At 68.1% G+C, this 21428-nt stretch carries 15 protein-coding genes and 2 pseudogenes; 6 read left to right on the forward strand and 11 right to left on the reverse strand.

The genetic code is table 11. From position 1 onward, the window contains the following. Window positions 1-12 precede the first annotated feature (12 nt). On the forward strand, window positions 13-2883 hold the full coding sequence (locus GXN78_RS28250) for a DUF4132 domain-containing protein (RefSeq protein ID WP_146163224.1): 2871 nt from the start codon (window positions 13-15) through the stop codon (window positions 2881-2883). Window positions 2884-2930: 47 nt separating this feature from the next. Here the strand turns inward: GXN78_RS28250 and GXN78_RS28255 are convergent, their stop codons facing one another. Then, window positions 2931-3356 (reverse strand): acyl-CoA thioesterase, encoded by a 426-nt coding sequence (locus GXN78_RS28255; RefSeq protein ID WP_106561175.1) that lies wholly within the window; start codon window positions 3354-3356, stop codon window positions 2931-2933. Window positions 3357-3445: 89 nt separating this feature from the next. Here GXN78_RS28255 and GXN78_RS28260 point away from each other — a divergent pair, with 89 nt between their 5' ends. Continuing rightward, the gene (locus tag GXN78_RS28260; RefSeq protein ID WP_146163225.1) at window positions 3446-4387 is read left to right on the forward strand and encodes a hypothetical protein; all 942 of its coding nucleotides are present in this window, start codon (window positions 3446-3448) and stop codon (window positions 4385-4387) included. Here the strand turns inward: GXN78_RS28260 and GXN78_RS28265 are convergent. After that, a protein-coding gene (locus GXN78_RS28265) for an IS3 family transposase (RefSeq protein WP_106561507.1) occupies window positions 4342-5903 on the reverse strand; the annotation gives its coding sequence in 2 pieces (ribosomal slippage) (window positions 4342-5465 and window positions 5465-5903; 1563 coding nt in all). The genes GXN78_RS28260 and GXN78_RS28265 overlap by 46 nt on opposite strands. A 401-nt stretch (window positions 5904-6304) precedes the next feature. On the opposite strand from GXN78_RS28265, the gene GXN78_RS28270 reads away from it, so the two are divergent. Next, complete coding sequence (locus GXN78_RS28270; protein ID WP_106561514.1) at window positions 6305-7189, forward strand: hypothetical protein; 885 nt, start codon at window positions 6305-6307, stop codon at window positions 7187-7189. Here GXN78_RS28270 and GXN78_RS28275 read toward each other — a convergent pair. Together GXN78_RS28275 and GXN78_RS28280 are read right to left on the reverse strand one after the other, a co-directional pair. After that, window positions 7139-7723 (reverse strand): annotated as a pseudogene (locus GXN78_RS28275) (IS630 family transposase); the annotation flags it as partial. The gene GXN78_RS28270 and the pseudogene GXN78_RS28275 overlap by 51 nt on opposite strands. Continuing rightward, a complete protein-coding gene (locus GXN78_RS28280; protein ID WP_146163252.1) occupies window positions 7680-8204 on the reverse strand; it encodes a winged helix-turn-helix domain-containing protein in 525 nt (174 codons plus the stop codon). The gene GXN78_RS28280 and the pseudogene GXN78_RS28275, both read right to left, overlap by 44 nt. Window positions 8205-8264: 60 nt before the next feature. Here GXN78_RS28280 and GXN78_RS28285 point away from each other — a divergent pair, with 60 nt between their 5' ends. Further along, window positions 8265-8792 (forward strand): hypothetical protein, encoded by a 528-nt coding sequence (locus GXN78_RS28285; protein ID WP_106561485.1) that lies wholly within the window; start codon window positions 8265-8267, stop codon window positions 8790-8792. 97 nt (window positions 8793-8889) lie between these two features. Here GXN78_RS28285 and GXN78_RS28290 read toward each other — a convergent pair whose 3' ends face one another. Further along, window positions 8890-9777, reverse strand: a complete 888-nt coding sequence (locus GXN78_RS28290) for a DMT family transporter (protein WP_239142968.1) — start codon at window positions 9775-9777, stop codon at window positions 8890-8892. 20 nt (window positions 9778-9797) lie between these two features. Next, entirely contained in the window at window positions 9798-10580 is a 783-nt protein-coding gene (locus GXN78_RS28295) for an SDR family oxidoreductase (RefSeq protein WP_106561486.1), read from the reverse strand. Between the two features lie 123 nt (window positions 10581-10703). On the opposite strand from GXN78_RS28295, the pseudogene GXN78_RS28300 reads away from it, so the two are divergent. After that, a pseudogene (locus GXN78_RS28300) lies at window positions 10704-12379 on the forward strand (electron transfer flavoprotein-ubiquinone oxidoreductase). Window positions 12380-12515: 136 nt separating this feature from the next. Here GXN78_RS28300 and GXN78_RS28305 read toward each other — a convergent pair. From GXN78_RS28305 to GXN78_RS28325, 5 genes are all read right to left on the reverse strand, one after another. After that, a complete protein-coding gene (locus tag GXN78_RS28305; protein ID WP_239142953.1) occupies window positions 12516-13169 on the reverse strand; it encodes a DUF3455 domain-containing protein in 654 nt (217 codons plus the stop codon). 235 nt (window positions 13170-13404) lie between these two features. Continuing rightward, window positions 13405-17052 carry a hydantoinase B/oxoprolinase family protein gene (locus tag GXN78_RS28310; RefSeq protein ID WP_239142954.1) on the reverse strand — a complete coding sequence of 1216 codons (3648 nt, stop codon included), beginning with the start codon at window positions 17050-17052 and terminating at the stop codon, window positions 13405-13407. An 82-nt stretch (window positions 17053-17134) separates the two neighbouring features. Then, complete coding sequence (locus GXN78_RS28315) at window positions 17135-18424, reverse strand: MFS transporter (protein ID WP_106560266.1); 1290 nt, start codon at window positions 18422-18424, stop codon at window positions 17135-17137. A gap of 39 nt (window positions 18425-18463) precedes the next feature. Further along, window positions 18464-19279 (reverse strand): putative hydro-lyase, encoded by an 816-nt coding sequence (locus GXN78_RS28320; RefSeq protein ID WP_106560270.1) that lies wholly within the window; start codon window positions 19277-19279, stop codon window positions 18464-18466. Window positions 19280-19351: 72 nt separating this feature from the next. Continuing rightward, window positions 19352-20257 (reverse strand): LysR family transcriptional regulator, encoded by a 906-nt coding sequence (locus GXN78_RS28325; protein ID WP_106560265.1) that lies wholly within the window; start codon window positions 20255-20257, stop codon window positions 19352-19354. Window positions 20258-20399: 142 nt separating this feature from the next. On the opposite strand from GXN78_RS28325, the gene denD reads away from it, so the two are divergent. Next, complete coding sequence (denD, locus tag GXN78_RS28330; protein WP_106560264.1) at window positions 20400-21416, forward strand: D-erythronate dehydrogenase; 1017 nt, start codon at window positions 20400-20402, stop codon at window positions 21414-21416. Window positions 21417-21428: the final 12 nt, after the last annotated feature.

A 21428-nucleotide genomic window follows, 5' to 3' on the forward strand; every position in this document is an offset into this window, starting at 1 on the left:
CTTCCTGGCACTTTGCGATGGTGCCGGGTTCCAGAGTGTCCGTCTGGGCGGAACCAAGAGCGACGCCGAGTTACATATGAGTCGAGTCGTCGGCCTTGTCGACGGCCACGTGACGAGCCGGCGGCCGAGATCGCACAGCAGCAGACCCAGCGGCGGGCTCCCCTCATACGGCTCGACACAGCCAGGACAAACAGGAAGCCCATGCGACGATCCGAGCCATCCCCCGGCACAGGCACAGCCGAGGACGCAAGCCCTCCGCAAACGGCGGCCCACGATGGCGCGTCAAAGCTGCTGCTGGAGGTGCTACGCAGCGCGCCGAGCCGCGACAACAGCCTGAAGTTCAACGCGCTGATCAAGCGCATGCCCGCGTCGCAATCCCTGCCCTTGCTGGTCGAATGGATGACACACAAGGAAGCTCGTGCCGCACTCGACAAGCTGGCGCGGCACCATCCGGCCGCGACGCTCAAGTACATGACCGAGCACGCGCTGGCCTCCCGCTCGCACCTGGCCCGAAGCTGGGCGGTCCGGCTGGCTCTGGGCGAACCGGCCGCGTTGAAGGCGCTCACGAGCGCCGAGCAGGAGCGCTTCGAGGCACTGCTGTCCTCGATGAAGGTCGAAGAGGCCGCGCCGGAGCAACTGCCGCCTCTGCTTCGCCAGCCGCCATGGGTGAACGGCCGTGCGTCGATCGAGCTGCCGACGCTGGACCTTCCCGCGCTCGTGCTGCCCGAAACCATCCGATGGACTCTGGCCGACAAGGCGAGCGCGGCAAGCGGTCCGCTCACCAGCGCATGGCGCTTGCAACGCCTGGACCGCTCGGCCGCGCACTGGCTCGCAGCCCTGCGCATCACCCCGGCCGGCCAGGCCAGAGTGATGGGCGGCGAAGCGTTGCAGGAGGGCGATGTCGAGCTCCCGCAGCACGCCTTCGACGCAGAGGTGCCGGACCTCGTGCTGCTGCTGCCCGACCCGGCTGCATTGGCGGTATGGAACAGCTATCCGTCCAGCCTGTGGTGTACCGGCCGCGGCGATGCCATCCGCGCCATCCTCGCAAAGCATGGCGAAGCCGCATTGCCGGGACTCGCGGCCTACGCGCAACGCCACGCCGCAGAGGGGCTGGCCCTGGCAATCGACGTGGACAGCGCCCGACTGGTGCCCACGGCACTGCATGCCCTGCACCACTTCAAGAAGGCCCGAACGGCCGCCATCGCATGGATGACGGCCCATCCCGTCACCACGCTGACGACGGCGCTGCCGCTGGCCTTCGGCCGGGACGGGACGCAGCGCAGCCTGGCGCAACATGGTGTGCGCTGGCTGCTGTCCCAAGGCTTCGGGGCCGAAGCGCAGCAGGCGGCAGCGCGCCACGGCTCGGAGATGGCACGGGCCCTGCAAGCGCTGCAGGAAACAGATCCGCTGCAGGTCCTGCCGTCGCGCATGCCCAGGTTCGCCGGGTTCTTCGTCGCGCCGTCATTGAGCCGGCCTGTGCTGCGGCACGGCGGCACTGGTCTGCCCGACAGCGCGATGGAGCACATCGGCACGATGCTGGCCATCAGCCGGCTGGACTCGCCCTATCCCGGGCTGGCCATCGTCAAGGATGCTTGCACGCCGACTTCGCTGGCCGAATTCGCCTGGGACCTGTTCGAAGCGTGGATGTCCGCGGGAGCGCCGGTCAAGGAAGCCTGGGCCTTCGAGGCGCTGGGCCATCTCGGCAACGACGAGACCGCTCACCGGCTGACGCCGTTCATCCGGGAATGGCCCGGCGAATCGGCGCACCAGCGCGCGGTAGCGGGCCTGGATCTGCTGGCAGCGATCGGCAGCGATATTGCGCTGATGCATTTGAATGGGATCGCCTGCAAGCTGAAGTTCAAGGGCCTGCAAGACCGGGCCCGCGACAACATCGACGCGAGGGCCGAAGCGCGCGCACTCACCGCCGACGAGTTGGCCGATCGCCTGGTGCCCGATCTGGAGCTCGACGCGCGAGGCACATTGCAGCTGGACTTCGGACCGCGGCAGTTCCGCGTGCACTTCGACGCCGCGCTCAAGCCTTGTGTGCAGGATGCACAAGGCATGCGCCTGAAGGACCTGCCCAGGCCAGGCCCGCAGGACGATGCAGCGCTGACGCATGCAGCCGCCCCGCGCTTCAGGCAGCTGAAGAAGGACGCCAGGGCCATCGCCGGCGTGCAGATCCCGCGGATGGAAATGGCCATGGTCCGTCGCCGACGCTGGTCGGCGGGGGATTTCCGTCTCTTCATCCTCGATCACCCCTTGATGCGGCAGTTGTGCACGCGGCTGGTGTGGGGCGTGTACGAAGGGGCGGGCGCGCCGGCGCGGTATTTCCGGATCGAGGAAGACGCGATCCTGGTCGACGCACAGGATGCGCGCGCCGACCTTCCGGACGATGCAAGCGTCGGCATCGCCCATGTGCTGGAGATGCCGCAACCGATGCAGGCTGCGTTCGGGCAGCGCCTGGGCGATTGCGGAATCGTGCAGCCGTTCAGGCAGCTCGGCCGCGAGACATTCATCCTGAAGGATGCCGAAAGCGCGGACAGCGAGATCAGGCGATTCGCCGGAAAGACGGTGGCCACCGCGAGCGTGATGGGGCTCGTCGATCGCGGCTGGCGCCGCGGCTTGGTTGAGGATGGCGGATACGTCGGCTGGTACAGCAAGCAGGCCGGCGAAGGGCTGGAAGTCCATCTGGAACTGGCGCCCGGCATGGTCGTCGGTGAGCCGGACTTCCAGCCCCGGCAGCGCCTTCCGAGCCTCGTGCTGCGCCGGGCCGGTACTTCCGGATTCGACGGTCGTGTGAAGTTCGGGGGCCTCGATCGCATCACCGTCAGCGAAGTGCTTCGCGACATGGCGCTGCTTGCCGAGGCGGCGATCGATCCCTGAGGGGTTCGACGGGACGCAGTTCCACACAGAGCTCCCGCGCGACGTTTTCAGCAGGGGGCGACGATCGCCCGCAGCCAGTCCGGCAGCCGCAGCGCCTTCTGCTTCACGACATCCACCCAGATCGTCGTCGCCCCGCCCGCTGCGCAGATGACATCGGGCGCATCGGTGCGGGCCATGGTGGCCCAGCTCTCGAAGGTGGTGCGGCCGGGGTCGCTCACGTACATCTTGATCAGCACGTCGCCGGGGTACTCGAGCTGCCTGTAGAAGTTGCAGAAGGCATTCACGATCACCATGCCCTGCCCCTCCGGCTTGGGCACGGTACCGAGCGAATGGAACCAGTCGATGCGCGCGGTCTCGAGGAAGCGGAAGTAGCTCGCGTTGTTGAGATGGCCCATCGCGTCCATGTCGCCCCAGCGGATGGGGATCGTCATTTCGTAGACCAGCTTCTTGACTTCGGGGATTTCGATTTTCATCGGTATGCGTTGATGGCGCCTTCGGCGCGCCGGAACCAAGCGGGTGCCGATGTTACAGACATGGGCTTTCCCCCTCTTAGACCCATGTGATGAAACGTCAATCCGAACTCTCCCCCAAAACATCTCCTGAGAACAGTCCGAGGCGTCATGGTGACCTCCATGTGTCGCTGGCGCAAGAACTACTTGGCAATGAACCTGTGCCGGGGCCGCTGGAATGTCCGGCGCTGGATATGCTCCATCATGGAGCGGAGCCCACGCCGCAGCACTTCGACTCCTGCGTCAAATGGTGCCTGCAGCGCGGGCGCCTCGACATCGTGGCGGGCATACAGGGCAAGTATCCGACGTTTCGTGCCACCGTCGATCTGAGATCCCTGCAGGCTGGCGACACGGCCTCTGCCATTACCGCGTTGACGTCGAACCGAATCGAATGCTCTCTGAGGCTCACGTTGGGCGATCCGGTCGTGGCGCTGGAACTGGCGCATTGTCTTGCGAGCCCGCAGTGCGCCATCTCAACTCTCAGCCTGGAATTTCCAACGTGGGACCGCGTGAGCGCCGGCAGTCTGGTGGCCGGCCTTGGGCGCGCCATCGCCGATTGCCCTTCGATGCGCCATCTGTACTTGCAAGGTCCCAAGGGGGGCAAGTGCGAACTTGAGACGTCATTCATCGTGGAAGCGATAGTCAATCCAAAGCTTCTGTGCGTTGTCCTGGGCTCCGGGCTCGCATGGCACGACGGCGCCTGGCCGGATCTCGGCAGGCGGATCCTGCACCAGATGCTGGCGCGACATGATCCCGGTTCAATCAGCGGTCAACTGGCAGATGCCTACGCCAATGCGATTGCTTTGAACAGCGCAAGATCGGGTTCGTACACGGTGGAGATGGGGCTTTCGACTTCTTGGCGATCCAGATCGGCGAATGCGCTGCAACAAAAGGTGGGTGCGAACAAGTACACGAGACGCGGCGCGCGTCAAGGTAGTAGTCGCCTGGTTTATGCAGCCAGCGGCTGTATATCTAATGCTCGCGAATGGGTCTGAACAATCGAGTCGCGTTCGGGGTTGAGCGTCACGGCGCCGATGGGCGACCAGTTGCGAGTGCGGCCAGACCAGCGAGCCGGGTTGATCTCACGAGCGCGGGTGTACAGCGCGTGGCGAGCGGCCAGGATGGCGTGGTCGTCGCCGGCATGACGTTGGGCCGGGCTGACGTAGCGAATGCCGCTGTGGCGATGGTCATGGTTGTACCAACGCACGAAGCCGGCTGCCCAGGTGCGTGCCTGCTCGAGATCAGCGAAGCCCTTGGACGGGAATTCCGGACGGTACTTGGCCGTGCGGAACAGCGCCTCGGCGTAGGCGTTGTCATCGCTCACGCGGGGTCGCGAGTACGACGGCTTCACGCCCAACCATTTGAGCATCGCCAGCACCGTGGTGGCCTTGAGCGTCGAGCCGTTGTCGCCATGCAGCACGGGCTTGGAGTCGAGTGTCGCGATGCTCTCGGCCAGCGCCGTGCGACGCACCAGATGCGCGGCATGGTCGGAGTCATCCGTGTCATGCACCTCCGAACCCACGATCTTGCGGCTGTACAGATCCAGAATCAGGTACAGGTGGAACCAACGCCCGATCACGGTGGCCGGCAGGTAGGTCATGTCCCAGCACCAGACCTCGCGTGGTGCCGTGGCGATGTGCGTGGTGGGCGGGCGCGAGGCCTTGGGCGCCTTGGCGCGGCCACGGCGGGTATTCTGCCCGTGCGCACGCAGCACGCGGCTGAAGCTGGACTCGCTGGCCAGGTAGATGCCCTCGTCGGCCAGCATGGGCACGATACGCGCCGGCGGCACTGCGGCGAAGCGCGGCTCGTTGGCCACGCCAAGCAGCTGCGCACGCTCGGCAACGCTCAAGGCATGGCTTGGCACGGGGCGCACGGCCTGCGGCCTGCCATCGCCCGTCACGAGGCCCTCACCGATCTTCCAGCGCTGCAGGGTGCGCAACTCGATACCTGCGGTCGCGCAAGCCGTGCGCAGCCGCGCACCGGCGGCATGGGCAACGTCGATGTCTCGGGCCAGCGCCTGGCGATCTTCGAGGCCGATCATTCGTCCTCGCCTTTGTTGAAGATCGCCGCGACTTTTTTTGAAAGTACCAGCAGCGCCGCCGTCTCGGCCAGGGCCCGGTCCTTGCGCAGCAGGTCTCGTTCGAGCTCCTTGATGCGCTTCCTGTCTTGTCGCGTGGCCTGCGGGCTGGCCCGTGCTTCCTCGGGTTCGGCCAGCGCTGCCGTAGCGCTGGCGTGCCACTTGTCCAACTCTCCGGGGTAGACCCCGTGCTCGCGGCACCAAGCGCTCTTGCCGGCCTCGTCCATCGCCGCCGTGGTGATCACCGCCTCAAGCCGCGCGCGCGCAGTCCAGGCCCGCCCTCGGGCGGGCCTGGACTGCGCCTCCTCGCGCCAGCGCTCCAGCGTTCCCGCTCCAATGCCAACTTCCCGCGCAACCACTTCTACCGCTGCGCACTCCGGCGGCAGCAACCGTGCCACCGCCCTGTCCTTGAATGCTTGTCCATATCGAGCCACTACTGTCCTTCATCGCCGCCCCCAGGTTCTTGGTTCTATCGAGGCGACAACTATTGTGACGCGGGGGGGGGCTACCTTACAGTGAAAGACCTCGCCAGCTTGGCCAGTACATCGCGAACGATGACGTCGCAATTCCGCGGTACGAAAGCGCCCGACGTCGAGAGCATGCTTTACGAGATGATCAGGTCGGCAGAGGCCTTGGCTGACGAGGACCTGCGCTGGATTACCCATCAGTTCGAGGAGCGGACGTGGTTCGTCGATCCACGGCTTTCGTCGCTTCGACACGGCTTGACGAGCATTGCCACCTCAGCGCTGTCGAAGGAGGTTTGGATTTTGCCGCGCATCGGAGCGATCGAAGAAGCGACCGAAGAAGCGGTCGATCCGGAGTTGGCAGCGCAGCGATGCTGGAAGGCCATACGGAGACTTGCGAAGCAGTGCAAGTGGCCGCGCAAGGCAGAGAGCCGCACCGCGAGGACTTCCAGGCGTGTATCGCCTGGTGCGGCGAGACAAATCGCATGGACGTCGTGGCGGCGATCCAGCGACGCTGGCCGGCCTTCTCGAACCTCGTGCATCTCGATGACATCGAGATGCAGGTGCCGATACTTGGAAGCATCCTGTCTTATGGCATCGCGTGCGATGTCACGGTGACGATCCGCGGCGACCTTGACATCGAAAGCCTCGAGACCGCGCTCAAGCAATTGCTGCCGGAATCGATGTCCACCGATGACATCGATGACTCGAAAGCTGCCACCCAGCCGCCGGGGCCGGGGATCCGAACGCTGGGCATCGTCTTCGGTGTCGAAGAGCGGTTGGTGGTGCCGACATCGCTTGCGCAAGAGCTTGCGAAAACGAAGTTGCGCGGGCTGTGCCTGATGGGCGGCGACCCACGGGTGAAGCTGGCGCAGGGATTCCTGCCCGAACTCCTGCTCAGCAAATGGATCGAGCAGTTCACGCTGCAGGGTGCGTTCGATGCCGAGCTTGCGGTCTACCAAGCGCAAATGTGGATCGAGCAGGCCAAGGTGCGCAGCCTGCATGTGCGGTCGAGTCCGTTTCTGGTCGATGTGTTCGGCGAGGCCGTCGTCGCGGCCGGTGACAAGGGCCGGCTCGTGGACCTCGAGCTGCTGAGCGCCCAGGCAAACGAGACACCTCCGTTTACCTGGGCACCTAAGCTCTTCGATCCTGTCTTGGGCATCACGAGCCTGGCCCTGGATGAGCAGCAGCTTGCGCGCCTGATACTAACTCGCGTTCAAAGATATAGAAGTTATCCATTTGAACCCGGTCATTGAATGGGTTCGCGTAGGATTGGATTCGAGGGCGACGAGTCCGTTGGTCAGGGTGCTCTCGACGGCGTCCAGATTGGCGAAGACGTGGTTGGCGAAGCAGTCCTCGCGCAGCGACTCCCACAAGTGCTCGGCGGGGTTCAGCTCCGGGCTGTACGGGGGCAGGAAGATCACGCGCATGTTCTGCGGCACGGCGAGATCACCGGCGATGTGCCAGCCTGCTTGATCCATGACCATCACGATGAATTCCGCGGCGTGGCGCTGCGCGACCTCGCTCAGGAACAGCGACATTGTCTCGGCGCTGACCCAGGGCAGCACGAGGCTGTCCAGCACGCCGTCGTGCGGGCTGACGGCGCTGAAGGCGTAGATGTACTTGCGCTCCAGTCGCGCACCGACCACCGGGCGTGTGCCGTGAGGTGCCCAGCAGCGCCGAGGGCTGCCCAACAAGCCGAATCGGCCTTCGTCCTGGAACATCAGGCGCACTTGGCGCCCACGTTCAGCCTGGCGCTCGACCTCTTGGCGTACCGTGCGGCGCAGTTTTTTTAAAGGCGGCCTGCGCCGCCACGTCTGCCTTGGGGTGCCGTGGGCGCGGCACCACCTTGCGCCAACCGTGGCGATCCAGAAGCCGGTAGACCGTAGAGGGGGCCACCTGCTTGCCCAGTTGTTCCTGGTAGGCCTGCTGGATCTCCGCCACCGTCAGCATGCCGCCCGCCTCGGCACGCTTGACGAATGGCGCCAGAAGTTGCTGCTCTTGCTCTGGGCTGAGGTGTTGGTGATGCCTGCCGCCACGCCCGCGCAGCTCGAAGATGGCATCTCCCTCCTTCGACCAGCGCGAGTGCAAGACATGCACCGTCGCTGTGGACCAGCCCAGCAACTCGGCGATCTGCGCGGCTGAACTGCCCAGCGTCGCACGGATGAGCACGCACTGGATGCGCTGGTACTCCGCATGACTGCCGGCTCGCTTGAGCCGCTCCGCCAGGCGCTCAACAGTCGGCCTATCACCCACGATCAATGTCTTCATCCACGACTCCTTGAAGTTCGTGGAATTACATGATATCTAATCTATTGAACGCGAGTTGGTATGAGTGCCTCGCAATGGGCCGATGCGCACAAGATCAACCAGTGTCTGCTGGAACTGCGGCCGCTAACCGCCGACTTCGAGCGCGCTGTGCCGCCCGGCATCGCAGCGCAGCTGGTGGCTCGCAATCAGCAGATCCACGCGCATATGGCGCGTTGGGCCGTTGAAATATTCATGAAGAGCTGGAGCCCGTCCGGCCGGCGGCCCGAGCGGGCCTGGATGAATCAGTTGCTGGACTACGTCGCTGAGCCTGGCAGCTTCAACGCCCTGCGCCGCCTCAACAAAGAGACGGCGAACGCGTCCACTGAATATGCCGATCGCCTCGCCCTGGTCCTGCGCAGGGCTGCATTGCCGGGCAGCGGACGCCTCGGCGTGGACCGGATCGTCAACCATATGACGAATCACGGCTACTCGTTGACCGAAGCGCAGTACGCGCGGCTCCGGTCCGCCGTGGTGGGCAGGATCGAGCGCTATCTGGATCGCTGGCAGGCTAGCCGCTTGCCCGACCTTGGCGTCACGACCACGACCTGATCGCGCACGGGGCCGCTTGGCCGCGTGAGGCATGGGCGCCCCCGCGCCCCACTATCGGGACTCCGGCTCAGCCGCTTTTGCGCCGAGGCCCTGGCTCTCACCGATGCGCCTTGATAGACGCAAGGATGCCCAAAACAAACAGCAGCGCCGCCGCAAGCTCGCTCGCATGCGGCCAGCGACCATCCCACAAAAAGGAATAGAGCAAGGCAAATAGCGTCTCGCTCACGATCAACTGTCCGCACAGGCTGGCCGAAAGCCGCTGGCTCGCGATGTTCCACAGCACGGTCGCCAGCCACGAAGAGCCCAGCCCGCCGGCCAGCGCCAGCAGCACGAACAAGGCCCCGTCGGGCTGCGCGCGCAGGGTCGCCAGGTCGGAGCCCGCGGCCAGCCACAGCACGAAGGCGCCCAGGCCTGTGGCGATGCCCAGCCAGTTGGTCCAGTCGGCCGCATGCACCTCGGAATGGCGCTTCAGCCAGGCGGCGTTGAGCAGGCCGAAGGCGGTCCAGCTGGCCATCGCGAGCGCGGCGAGCAGCATGCCCCGCCCGAAGTGCGCCCGTGCGGCGCCGCCGATGCCGGTCTGCGGCCAGGCCGACCAGACCATCAGCGCGATCCCGGCCGCAGTCAACGCCAGGCCCGGCAGCAAGCCCGCCATGCGCAAGCCTGCCGGCCGGCCGAGCAACATCATCCAGACCGGGATGGTGCCGATGACCAGGCTCGGCACCTCCGTGCCCGCCTCGACGATGGCAAAGGCCAGCAGCAGGTAGTAGCCGCTGAAGCCCAGCCCGCTCAGTCCGAGCACGGCGAGGGCCTGGCGCGCGCTGGGCCAGCGCCGCTCGGCCGGCCGCCACCCCAGCGCCAAGCCCGCGACCGCGCCGAAGACCAGGAAGCGCGCCGCCGTGATGTCGACCATGCCGAAGTGCCCCACCATGCGCGGCACCACGAACACCAGGCCCCACAGCGCACCCGCGGCCAGGCCGGCCGCGATGCCGATCACTGCGCCGCGGCTCAGAGCGCGTATCCGTCGTCGGCCGCGATCACCGCGCCATTGACGAAGTGGCCCTGGCCGCTGGCCAGCAGCACGATCAGCCCATCGAGGTCTTCCGGCTTGCCCAGGCGCTTGCGCGGCAGGCCGCCGACCAGCTTCTGGCCGTCGTCGGAGGCCCAATGGTCCTCGTTGTTGTCGGTCGTGATGAAGCCGGGGCACAGCGCGTTGACGTTGATGCCGAAGCGCCCCCATTCGAGCGCCATCGCCTTGGTCATCTGCACCACGGCGGCCTTGCTCATGCAGTAGACGCCGATCTTGGGGATGACCTTCAGCGCGCCCACCGAGGCGATATTGACGATGCGCCCGCCGATGTACGTGCCGGGCGCCGCGCCGCGGGCCCGCGCCAGCATGCGCTTGCCCACCTCCTGGGCGATGAAGAAGGCGCCCTTCACGTTGGCGTCGAAGATGAAGTCGTAGTCCTGCGGCTTCACCTCCTCCAGCCGCTGGGTGGTGCTCACGCCGGAGTTGTTGACCAGGATGTCGATGGGCCCGACCTCGGTCTCGGCGCGCGCCACGGCGGCCCTGATGCTGTCCACATCGGTCGCGTCGAGCTCCACCACGTGGGCATCACCGCCCTCGCCCTCGATGCGCGCGCGCAGCTCCTTGAGGCGGTCGGTATGGCGGCTGGCCAGCACCACCGCGGCGCCGGCACGGGCCAGGGTCTTGGCGAACTGCGCGCCGAGCCCGCTCGATGCGCCAGTGACGAAGGCCACGCGGCCGGAAAGATCGATGCTGTAAGCCATGAAGACCGTCCCTGCTGGTTTGGATAAGCGACATTCCGGACAAGCATAAGGCGCCGCATAAAATGGCCCGGCCCTTCGCGGCGCCTCGCCACCCTCCCAAAATCATTATCGACGAGACCCCACATGACCCACGACGAAATCCTCGCCCAGTACGGCCCCCGCGAAGCCATGGAATACGACGTGGTGGTGGTCGGTGCCGGCCCCGGCGGGCTGGCCACCGCCATCCACCTCAAGCAGCTGGCGGCCTCGCACGGCAAGGACATCTCGGTGGTGCTCGAAAAGGGTTCCGAGCCCGGCGCCCACATCCTCTCCGGCCCATCATGGACCACGCGCGCTCTACGAGCTCTTGCCCGACTGGGAAGGCAAGGGCGCCCCGCTCAACCAGCCGGTCACGCAAGACACCTTCCTGATGCTCGAGCGAGACCGGCGCCTACCGCACCCAACTTCCTTTTGCCCAGAACTTCCCAACGAGGGCAACTTCATCGTCAGCCTGGGCAACGTGGTGCGCTGGCTGGCGCAACAGGCCCAGGCCCTGGGCGTGGAGATCTTCGCGAGCTTCCCCGCGGCCGAGTGCTCTACACCGAGACGGCAGGTGCGCGGCGTGGCACACCGGCAACATAAGGGATCGGCAGGGACGGCAGGCCCACGAGCACTTCCAGCTCGGCATGGGGCTGCATGCCAAGTACACCATCTTCGCCGAGGCGCCGCACGCGGCCACCTGGGCGCACCAGCTGATCGCCAAGTACAAGCTCGACGCCGGCAGGACCCGCAGAGCTACGGCATCGGCATCAGGGGCTGTGGAGATCACGACCCGGCCTGCCACGGCCCGGCCTGGCCGTGCACACCGCCGGGCTGGCCGCTGCCGCCCGACACCTACGGCGGCTCAGCTTCTCTACCACGCCGGAACAACCAGGTGATCGTCGGCTTCGTGATCGGCCTGGACGTACCAGAACCGCACGCGGGCCTTCGAGGGGTTCCAGCGCTGGAGACCCATCCGAACATCCGCTGGTACTTCGAGGGCCGGGACCAGGGCCTGAAGGCGCCCAAGCGCCTGAGCTACAGGGCGCGCGCCATCACCGCCGGCGGCTGCTCTCACTGCCCAAGACGGTGTTCCCCGGCGGCGCGCTGGTGGGCGACGACGCCGGCTACCTGAAACGCCAGCCGCATCAGGGGCAGCCACGCCGCCATCAAGACCGGCATGCTCGCCGCGGAGGCGTACTACGGTGACGGTGATGGCCGGGCGCCAGCACGACGAAGCTCAGCGCCTACCGGCCTCGTTCCAGAAGAGCTGGCTCTACCGCAGGCGCTGAACAAGGCGCAACTTCAAGCAGTGGTTCCAGAAGGGCCTGACGGTGGGCACGCTGATGACCGGCATCGAGCGAGTACGTGCTGCGCGGCCCATCCCCTGGACGGTGCACCGCCACCAGGCCGACCACGAGCGGCTCAAGAAGGCCGCGCACGCCAGAAGATCGTGTACGAAGCCGGACGGCAAGCTCACCTTCGACCGGCTCTCCCCGGTGTTCATCAGCAGCACCAACCACGGGAGAACCAGCCCGCACCTGACGCTGAAGAAACGCGGCGGTGCCCACCGGAATCAACCTGCCCGAATACGCCGGCCCGGGCCCGCTATTGCCCGGCCGGCGTGTACGAGTTCGTGGCCGGCGAGAACGGCCAGCAGCGGCTGCAGATCAACGCGCGAACTGCGTGGCACTGCAAAACCTGCGACATCAAGGACCCGACGCAGAACATCGTATGGGTCACGCCCAGGGGGCGGCGGGCCGGGCTACGTAGGGATGTAGGGTTCGCTCCCGTCAGCCTGAAGCAAGCGGCGTTGCCGATCGGCGTGAGGGGCTGTTCGCGCTACCAACACAGCGCTCGTCGTTGGATGCACGCCCGGCATGCGCGGAGAGTGAGCGTGCGTCAGGAACAAGTTTGTCACCGTCTTGCTCCCTCTCCCTCTCCCTCTCCCTCTGGGGGCGGGGTGAGGCACCGAACCTCCCGCGGAGGCGTGCGGTGACAGGCCCCTTGTATAGCGCGCCACCAGGAACACGTAGTCGGCGCTGTAGCGCTCCTTCGCGCGCTGCCCTGGTCGGCCTGGGCCTCGCAGCCCTTGGCCGGCGCGACACCGCCGACGGTGTTGATGCGCTGCACGCTCGTGACGCTGTCCATACGACCGGCGGTGCCGGCCGACTTCGCGGACAGCAGCAGCCAGGGGATGTCGGCCGCCCGCGGCGCATCGGCGCGCGCCTTCACCGTGCCGATGGTTCGGCTGCCGTCGAGCGCGGTCCAGTGCGGACCGGCGCCGTGGGTGCCCATCTTCTGCCCGCCGGCGCCGAAGAGATCGGCCTCGGGCGCCACGAACTGCCAGGCCCAGCCGCCCTTCTCGGCGGCGCGACACTCGTAGACCTGCGACCCGGTGGCCTGCCAGGTGAAGGCCGCGCGCTCGCCCGCGGGCGCCTGGATGGCACTCGGCAGTGGCGCCATGGACGCACTCGGAACGCCCGGCTCCGACATCGAAGCACAGCCGGCAAGCGCGGCGGCGCCCAGCAAAGCTGCGGCAAGACGAGGCATGTGGGGGTCGGATCTCATGGCACCTCCGTGACCGAGTGCAAAAAACGACAGCATTCTGACCCGGTGTCAGCCCAGAGACCAGCGTGCGTGTCGGTTCCTCCCGCGTCGAACACCCTCGCAGCATCAGGCCGAGGGTGGTGGGTGACGACGCAGTGAAGTAAGGAGCGGCCGCAGATACTGGGGATGAACGGAGTCGGCCACCCACCGCCCTCGGCCCACCCGGACGTCAAACCCGGACATCAACCCCGAACCCTCAAGCCAAGCCCCACCCCCCCCCCGGCGTCTCAATCCTGAACACATCGCCGTGCTGCATCACTGCCCGATATGCCCCAGCGACTCGACCGCGCCCCCGGCCCATCTGACCCGGTTGATCCCCCACCGCGCCGGCCTCGCCGCCCGCGCCGCCGAAGGCACCGTGCGTGCGGCCGTTGCTCAGGATCGAGGCCGTCATCGGCGCCAGGAAGCGGATGCGCCGCACGCCGCCGTCGCCGCCGCGCCAGCGCCCTGCCCCGCCCGAACCGGCGCGGATCGCGTAGCTCTCCAGCCGCACCGGGTAGCGGAACTCCAGCACCTCCGGATCGGTGAGCCGCGAGTTGGTCATGTGCGTCTGCACCACGCTCGTGCCTTCGAAGCCCGGCCCCGCGCCCGAGCCGCCGGAGATGGTCTCGTAGTACTGGTGCTCGCCGTCGCCGAAGGTGAAGTTGTTCATCGTGCACTGGCTCGCCGCCAGCACGCCCAGCGCGCCATAGAGCGCGTTGGTCACGCAGCTCGAGGTTTCCACATTGCCCGCCACCACCGCCGCCGGCGCCACGGGGTTGAGCATGCAGCCCTGCGGCACGACCACGCGGATGGGCTTCAGGCAGCCGGCGTTGAGCGGAATGTCATCGTCCACCAGCGTGCGGAAGACGTAGAGCACGGCCGCCATGGTGATGGCCCTGGGCGCGTTGAAGTTGTTGGGCAGCTGCGCGCTGGTGCCGGTGAAGTCCACCGTGGCGGCGCGTGCGGCCGCATCGACCTGCACCCGCACGCGGATCTGCGCGCCGTTGTCCAGCGGCAAGGTGTATTCCCCGTCTTTCAGCGCGGTGATGGCACGCCGCACCGACTCCTCGGCGTTGTCCTGCACGTGGCCCATGTAGGCGGCCACGGTATCGCGCCCGAACTGCGCGACCATCGCCTGCAGCTCCTGCACGCCCTTCTCGTTGGCGGCGATCTGCGCGCGGAGGTCGGCGAGGTTCTGCTCGACGTTGCGCGAGGGATGCGGCCCGCTGCCGAGCAGCGCGCGCAACTCAGCCTCGCGGAGGCGGCCCTCTTCGACCAGCTTGAAGTTGTCGATCAGCACGCCCTCCTCGCCGATGGTCTTCGAGAAGGGCGGCATCGAGCCCGGCGTGATCCCGCCCACGTCCGCGTGGTGCCCGCGCGAGGCCACGTAGAACGAGGGCTTAGCGTCTCCGGCCGCCAGGTACACCGGCGAGACGACCGTGATGTCCGGCAGGTGCGTGCCGCCGTTGTAAGGGTCGTTGAGCATGTAGACATCGCCCGGCTTCATGCCCGGGTTGCCATCGATCACGGTGCGGATCGATTCGCTCATCGAGCCCAGGTGCACCGGCATGTGCGGCGCGTTGGCGATCAGGTTGCCCTCGATGTCGAACAGCGCGCAGGAGAAGTCCAGCCGCTCCTTGATGTTCACCGAGTAGGCCGTGTTCTGCAGCCGCAGGCCCATCTGCTCGGCGATGTTCATGAAGAGGTTGTTGAACACCTCGAGCATCACCGGGTCGGCGCGCGTGCCCACGGCCTGCGCGGCCACGCGCGGACGCACGCGGTGCAGCTCCACGCCGGCCGCGGTCGCGCGTGCCTGCCAGCCCGGCTCGACCACGGTGGTGGCGTTGCGGCCTGCGAGGACGGCCGGGCCGTCGATGGCGGCGCCGGGGCGCAGCTCGCTTTCGAGATGCAGCGCCGCATCGCGCCAGCCGGCCGGCTGTTCATCGGCCTCGCAAAAGACGCGGACCGCGGCATGCGGCTGCGGCGCGTGCCGGATGGCTTCGCCGGCGTCCAGAGGCGAAGCGGCGCGTTCGCCGGCGGCCGTGGCCTCCACCGTCACCGCCTCGATCACCAGCGCGCGCTCCGGCATGAGGAAGGCGAAACGGCGGCGGTAGGCGGCCTCGAATTCGCTGCGCAGCGCGACCAGCGCCTCGCCCTGGGGCGCCTCCAGGGGCAGCGTGCAGGCCAGCGCGGTGTCGGTGCCCTCGTAACGCAGCTGCACCCGATGGATGGCCCCGATGCCGGCGCCGGCCGCCCCCTGGGCATGCAACTCGGTGACGGCTTCGTCCGCCAGCGCGAGCGCCGTGCTGCGGGCCGCCGCCAGCACGTCGGCATCGAGCCGGCGCTCCAGCGCCCGCTCGCGCATCGCCAACTGGTCTGCCAGCCCCATGCCGAAGGCCGACAGCACGCCGGCGAAGGGATGCAGGTAGACGCGCTGCATGCCCAGCGCGTCGGCCACCAGGCAGGCGTGCTGGCCGCCCGCGCCGCCGAAGCATTGCAGCGTGTACTGCGTGACGTCGTAGCCGCGCGCCACCGAGATGCGCTTGACCGCATTGGCCATGCTGGCCACCGCGATGCGCAGCGCGCCGCTGGCGACCTCCTCCGCGCTCACGTCGCGGCCGCTGGCTTCGCTCATGCGCTGCGCCATGGCGCCGAAGCCGCGGCGCGCCGCTTCCAGGTCCAGGGGCTCGTCGGCGCCGGGCCCGAAGACCTTCGGGAAATACGCCGGCTGGATCTTGCCGAGCAGCACGTTGGCATCGGTGGTGGTCAGGGGCCCGCCGCGCCGGTAGCTGGCCGGGCCCGGGTTGGCCCCCGCCGATTCGGGCCCGACGCGCAACCGCGCGCCGTCGAAGGCGATCACCGAGCCGCCGCCCGCCGCCACCGTGTGGATGCTCATCATCGGCGCGCGCATGCGCACCCCGGCCACGTGGGTCTCGAAGGAGCGCTCGAACTCGCCGGCGTAGTGCGACACATCGGTCGAGGTCCCGCCCATGTCGAAGCCGATCACGCGCGGATGGCCGGCCTCCAGCGCGGTGCGCACCATGCCCACGATGCCGCCGGCCGGCCCGGACAGGATCGCGTCCTTGCCCTGGAAGCGCTGCGCCTGCGTCAGCCCGCCCGAACTCTGCATGAAGAAGAGCGGCACGCCCGGCATCTGCTGTGCCACCTGGTCCACGTAGCGCCGCAGGATCGGGCTCAGGTAGGCATCGACCACGGTGGTGTCGCCGCGCGGCACCAGCTTCATCAGCGGGCTGGTCTTGTGCGAGACCGACACCTGCGTGAAGCCCGCCTCGCGGGCGATGCGCTCGGCCGCCAGCTCGTGCGCCCGGTGCTGCCAGCCGTGCATGAAGACGATGGCGCAGGCGCGCAGGCCGCCATCGAAGGCCTCCTGCAGCGCGGCGCGCAGGCCGGGTTCGTCGAGCCGGCGGACTACTTCGCCATCGGCCGCCACGCGCTCGTCGGCCTCGATAACGCGCTCGTAGAGCAGCTCGGGCAGCACGATGCGGCGATCGAAGAGGCGCGGCCGGGCCTGGGTGGCGATGCGCAGCGCATCGCGAAAGCCGCCGGTGGTAACGAGCACGGTGCGCTCGCCCTTGCGCTCCAGCAGCGCGTTGGTGGCCACCGTTGTGCCCATCTTCACGCACTCGACGCGCTCGGGCGTGACCAGTTCGCCGGCCCGCAAGCCCAGCAGCCGGCGGATGCCCTCCACCGCGGCGTCGCGGTACTGCTCGGGGTTCTCCGACAGCAGCTTGAGGGTGTGCAGGCGGCCCTCGGGGTCGCGCCCGACCAGGTCGGTGAAGGTGCCGCCGCGGTCGATCCAGAACTGCCAGCGGGAGGTCGAGAAAATGGGATGCGTGCTCATGATGGTGGGGGAAGAGGTCGCGGAGGGACAGGGCGGCCCCGGCGGGCCGCCGCATACGGACGAAAGAACGGAGGGAAAGGCGTCAGTTCTGGTGCAGATCGCGGCCGCGCGTCTCGGGCAGGCACAGCGCGACCACCACGACCATCGCGTAGGCCACCGCCGCGCACACGCCGATCGAGGTGCCCAGCGACAGCTGCATCCGATCGCTCAGCACGCCCACGAGGGCCGGGAAGGTGGCGCCGATGCCGCGGCCGAAGTTGTAGCAAAAGCCCTGCCCCGATCCGCGCAGCTCGTTGGGAAACAGCTCGGCGAGGAAAGCGCCCGCACCGCTGAAGATGCCCGACATGAAGAAGCCCAGCGGGAAGCCCAGCATCAGCATCATCGCGTCGGTGATCGGCAGCAGCGTGTAGGCGTACACCAGCGTGCCGGCGCCGATCGCGAACAGGATGAAGGCCAGCCGGCGCCCCAGGCGGTCCGACAGGTAGGCGCCGCACAGATAGCCGAGGAAGGCTCCGGCGATGAACATGAACTGGTAGCCGCCCGAGCCGAGCACCGTGAGGTGGCGCTCGTTCTTCAGGAAGGTCGGCAGCCACACGCCGATGGCGTAGTAGCCGCCCTGCATGCCGGTGAACAGCAGGCTCGCCAGCACCGTGGTGCCCAGGATGCCCGGCTTGAAGATCGCGAGGAAGTTGCCGCTGCGCTCGCCGCGGGCGATGGCGGCGCGGGTCTGCACATAGATCTCGGGGTCGCGGATCGAACGGCGGATGAAGACGATCAGCACCGCCGGCAGGAGCCCCAGCAGGAACATCACGCGCCACGAGATCTCCGGCGGCAGGAAGGAGAACAGCGCCATCGACACCAGCACCGCCGCGCCCCAGCCCACGGCCCAGCTGCTCTGTACCAGCCCCACCGCCTTGCCGCGGTAGGCGGGCCGGATCATCTCGGCGATCAGCACCGAGCCCACTGCCCATTCGCCGCCGAAGCCCAGGCCCTGCAGCGTGCGCGCGATCAGCAGCTGCTCGGGCGTCTGCGCCAGCCCGCAGGCGAAGGTGAAGATCGCGAACACCAGGATGGTGAGCTGCAGGATGCGCACGCGCCCGTAGCGGTCGGCCAGGATGCCGGCCAGCCAGCCGCCCAGCGCCGAGGCCACCAGCGTGGCGGTGCCGATGACGCCGACCTCGGTCTTGCTCATGCCCCACATCGCGATCAGGATGGGCGTGACCAGCGGCAGCGTGTAGTAGTCGAACGAGTCGACGGCGTAGCCGCTGAAGGATGCGGCCAGGGTGCGCTTCTCGTTGCGGTCGAGCGTCGTCAGCCAGCTGCCGCCGGCGGGCGCCTCGGCGCCAGGTTGAATGGGTTCCGCTGTGTTCATGTGTTTGTCTCCTTGGTTTCTTGAATCGAGGTTCCTGCGTCAGAAGGAGGCCAGGCGGTGATGCGGCAAGTCGGTGACCAGCATCGCGCCCGGCGCGTGGGTGATGGCGAAGGGCAGCCGCGCCTCGGCCAGCGCGGCCTGGGGCGTCACGCCGCAGGCCCAGAACACCGGCAGCTCGTCCGGCATCACGTCGACCGGGTCGCCATAGTCGGGATGTGCGATCGCGCGGATGCCGATGAGCGCCGGGTCGCCCAGATGCACCGGCGCGCCGTGCACGGCCGGAAAGCGCGAGGTGATCTGCACCGCGCGGATGGCATCGGCGGCGCGCAGCGGGCGCATCGAGACCACCATCGGGCCGCGGAAAGCGCCGGCCGGCACGGTCGCGATGTTCGTGCGGTACATCGCGACGTTGCGTTGCTGCACGACATGGCGCAACTCGATGCCCTCGGCCATCAGCGCATGCTCGAAGGTGAAGGAGCAGCCGATGACGAAGCTCACCAGGTCTTCGCGCCACAGCGCGCGCACATCGCCGGGTTCGTCGACCAGCTCGCCGCCCTGCCACACGCGGTAGCGCGGCAGGTCGCTGCGGATGTCGATGTCCTCGCCCAGCATCGGCAAGGCCGGATCGCCGGGCTCCGACACGCCCAGGAGCGGACAGGGCTTAGGATTGGCCTGGCAGTAGCGCAGGAAGTCCGCGGCATGCGACTTCGGCAGGATGACCAGGTTGCCCTGGACATGCGCGCTCGCCAGGCCGCTGGTGTGCGATTGCAGCGCGCCGCTGCGGGCGGCGAGGCGCACGTCGCGCGCGCTGCTCGCGGCGTCGGGGGTGCGGAAAGGGGCTTGAAGCGTCGACATGAAGGCGTCCGTGAGGTGATGGAGCGGATTGTGGGAATCCGCCCTTCCGAACGCCAACGCAAAGTTTCTTGCTCAGCTCATCGATTTTTTCGATGACCTGGAACCGTGCGAGGCATGCACCACGGCGGAGCCGAGCGCGGCCTCGAGCAGCGGCGAGGAGGGGTCGTCCCGGTAGCTCGCGTAGATGGGCAGCGGCTCCAGCGTGTCCTCGCAGGGCAGCACCCGCAGCGGCAGGCGCCGCGCCAACGGCTCGACCACGGCGCGCGGCAGGGTCGCGACACCGAAGCCGGCCTCCACCAGCTGGGCCATCGCCGAGATCGAGGAGATGGCATGCACGCGCGGCGCGGGACTGCCCGCGTCGCGGAACAGCTCCAGCAGCGCCACATGCGGCTGCGAGCCGCGCTGGAAGGTGAGCAGGTCCAGCGCGAGCAGGTCGTGCAGCTTGTAGCGCCGCCGCAGGTGCAGCTCGCGGTGGCCGACGAAGCACATCGGCATCGGCGGCACCGCACGCGTGCGCACCCCATCGCCGGCGGCCGGCAGCGCGGCGAAGATCAGGTCCTGCTTGCCGCGCTGCAGCTGGTCGACCAGCACCGGCGTGGTCTCGACCGTGAGCTCCAGCTCGAAATCGGGGTAGGTGGCCTGCATGTGCTTGAGCCAGCCGGTGAGCCAGCTGTGGATCACCGACTCGATGGCGCCCACACGCAGCACGGTCGCGCGCACCGCGCCGGAGCCCATCTCGGCCTTGATGTGCATCTGCATTTCGAGCAGGCGCTGGGCGAAGGCATGGAAGCGCTGGCCGGCCACCGTGAGGCGGAACTGCTTGTCGCGCCGGTCGAGCAGCAGCACGCCCAGCTCGCGCTCGAGGGCGGCGATGCGGCTGGACAGGGCCGACTGGGTGAGGTGCAGTTTCTCGGCCGCCCGCGTGACGCTCTTGAGGGCGACGGCCCAGTGGAAGGCTTCGACGAATCGCAGGTTCATGGGGCGCTGGAGGGTTGCTTCGGGAGGCATTGTTACTCCCTCCTCGAGCGCCCGGTGCCCTCACCCCCGCCCTCTCCCGAGGGAGAGGGAGCAAGCCGGGGACAAAGGCGGGGAGATAGACTGAGCACCCCAAGGAGACACCATGCACATCGTCATCACCGGCGGCGCCGGATTTCTGGGCGCACGCCTGGCGCGCACGCTGCTCGCGCAAGGCAGCCTCGCACTGGCTGGCGCCGCGCCCCAGCCCATCGAACGCATCACGCTGGTCGACCGCGCCGCGCCCCCGGCCGATCTCGCGGCCGACACCCGCATCGCCGCCGTCGTCGGCGACCTCAACGCCCAGTTGGCCGACGCCGACGCCGCCTACTGGGCCGAGGCAAACGCCGTTTTCCACCTCGCCGCCGCCGTCAGCGGCGAATGCGAGGCCGACTTCAATCTCGGCATGCGCAGCAACTTCGGCGCCACCAACGCCCTGCTCGAACGCCTGCGCGCCGCCGGCACCACTCCGGCGCTGGTGTTCTCCAGCTCGCTCGCAGTGTTCGGCAACTCGCCCGAGCAGCCGCTGCCCGAAGTCATCGACGACAACACGCTGCCCACGCCGCAGACCAGCTACGGCATTCAGAAGTTCATCGGCGAGCAGCTCGTGGCCGACTACACGCGCAAGGGCTTCATCCGCGGCCGCAGCGTGCGGCTGATGACGGTGAGCGTGCGCCCGGGCCTGCCCAACGGCGCGGCCTCGGGCTTCTTCAGCGGCATGATCCGCGAGCCGCTCGCCGGCATCCGCGCGGCCGTCCCGGTGCCCGACGAGACGCTGGTGGCGCTGGCCTCCCCGGCGCGCACCGTCGAAGGCATCGTGCGCGCCGCCGAGGCGAGCGATGCGCAATGGGGCCCGCGCACCGCGCTCAACCTGCCCTCGCTGAGCCTCACGGTCGGCGGCATGGCCGCGGCGCTCGAACGCGTGGCCGGCAAGGCCGCCACCGCCCTGCTCGACCGCACGCCCGATCCTGCCATCCAGCGCATCGTGAAGACTTGGCCGGGCCGCATCGAGGCCCGGCGCGCGCGCGGCCTGGGCCTCTTGCCCGATGCCAGCTTCGAGGACGTGATTCGCGATTACGTCCGTGAAAATCCCGACGCCGTGAAGCTGCCGGCCAATGCATAGTCATACGTTTGC

The organism is Variovorax sp. WS11, assembly GCF_010499245.1.
Classification (GTDB): Bacteria; Pseudomonadota; Gammaproteobacteria; order Burkholderiales; family Burkholderiaceae_C; genus Variovorax.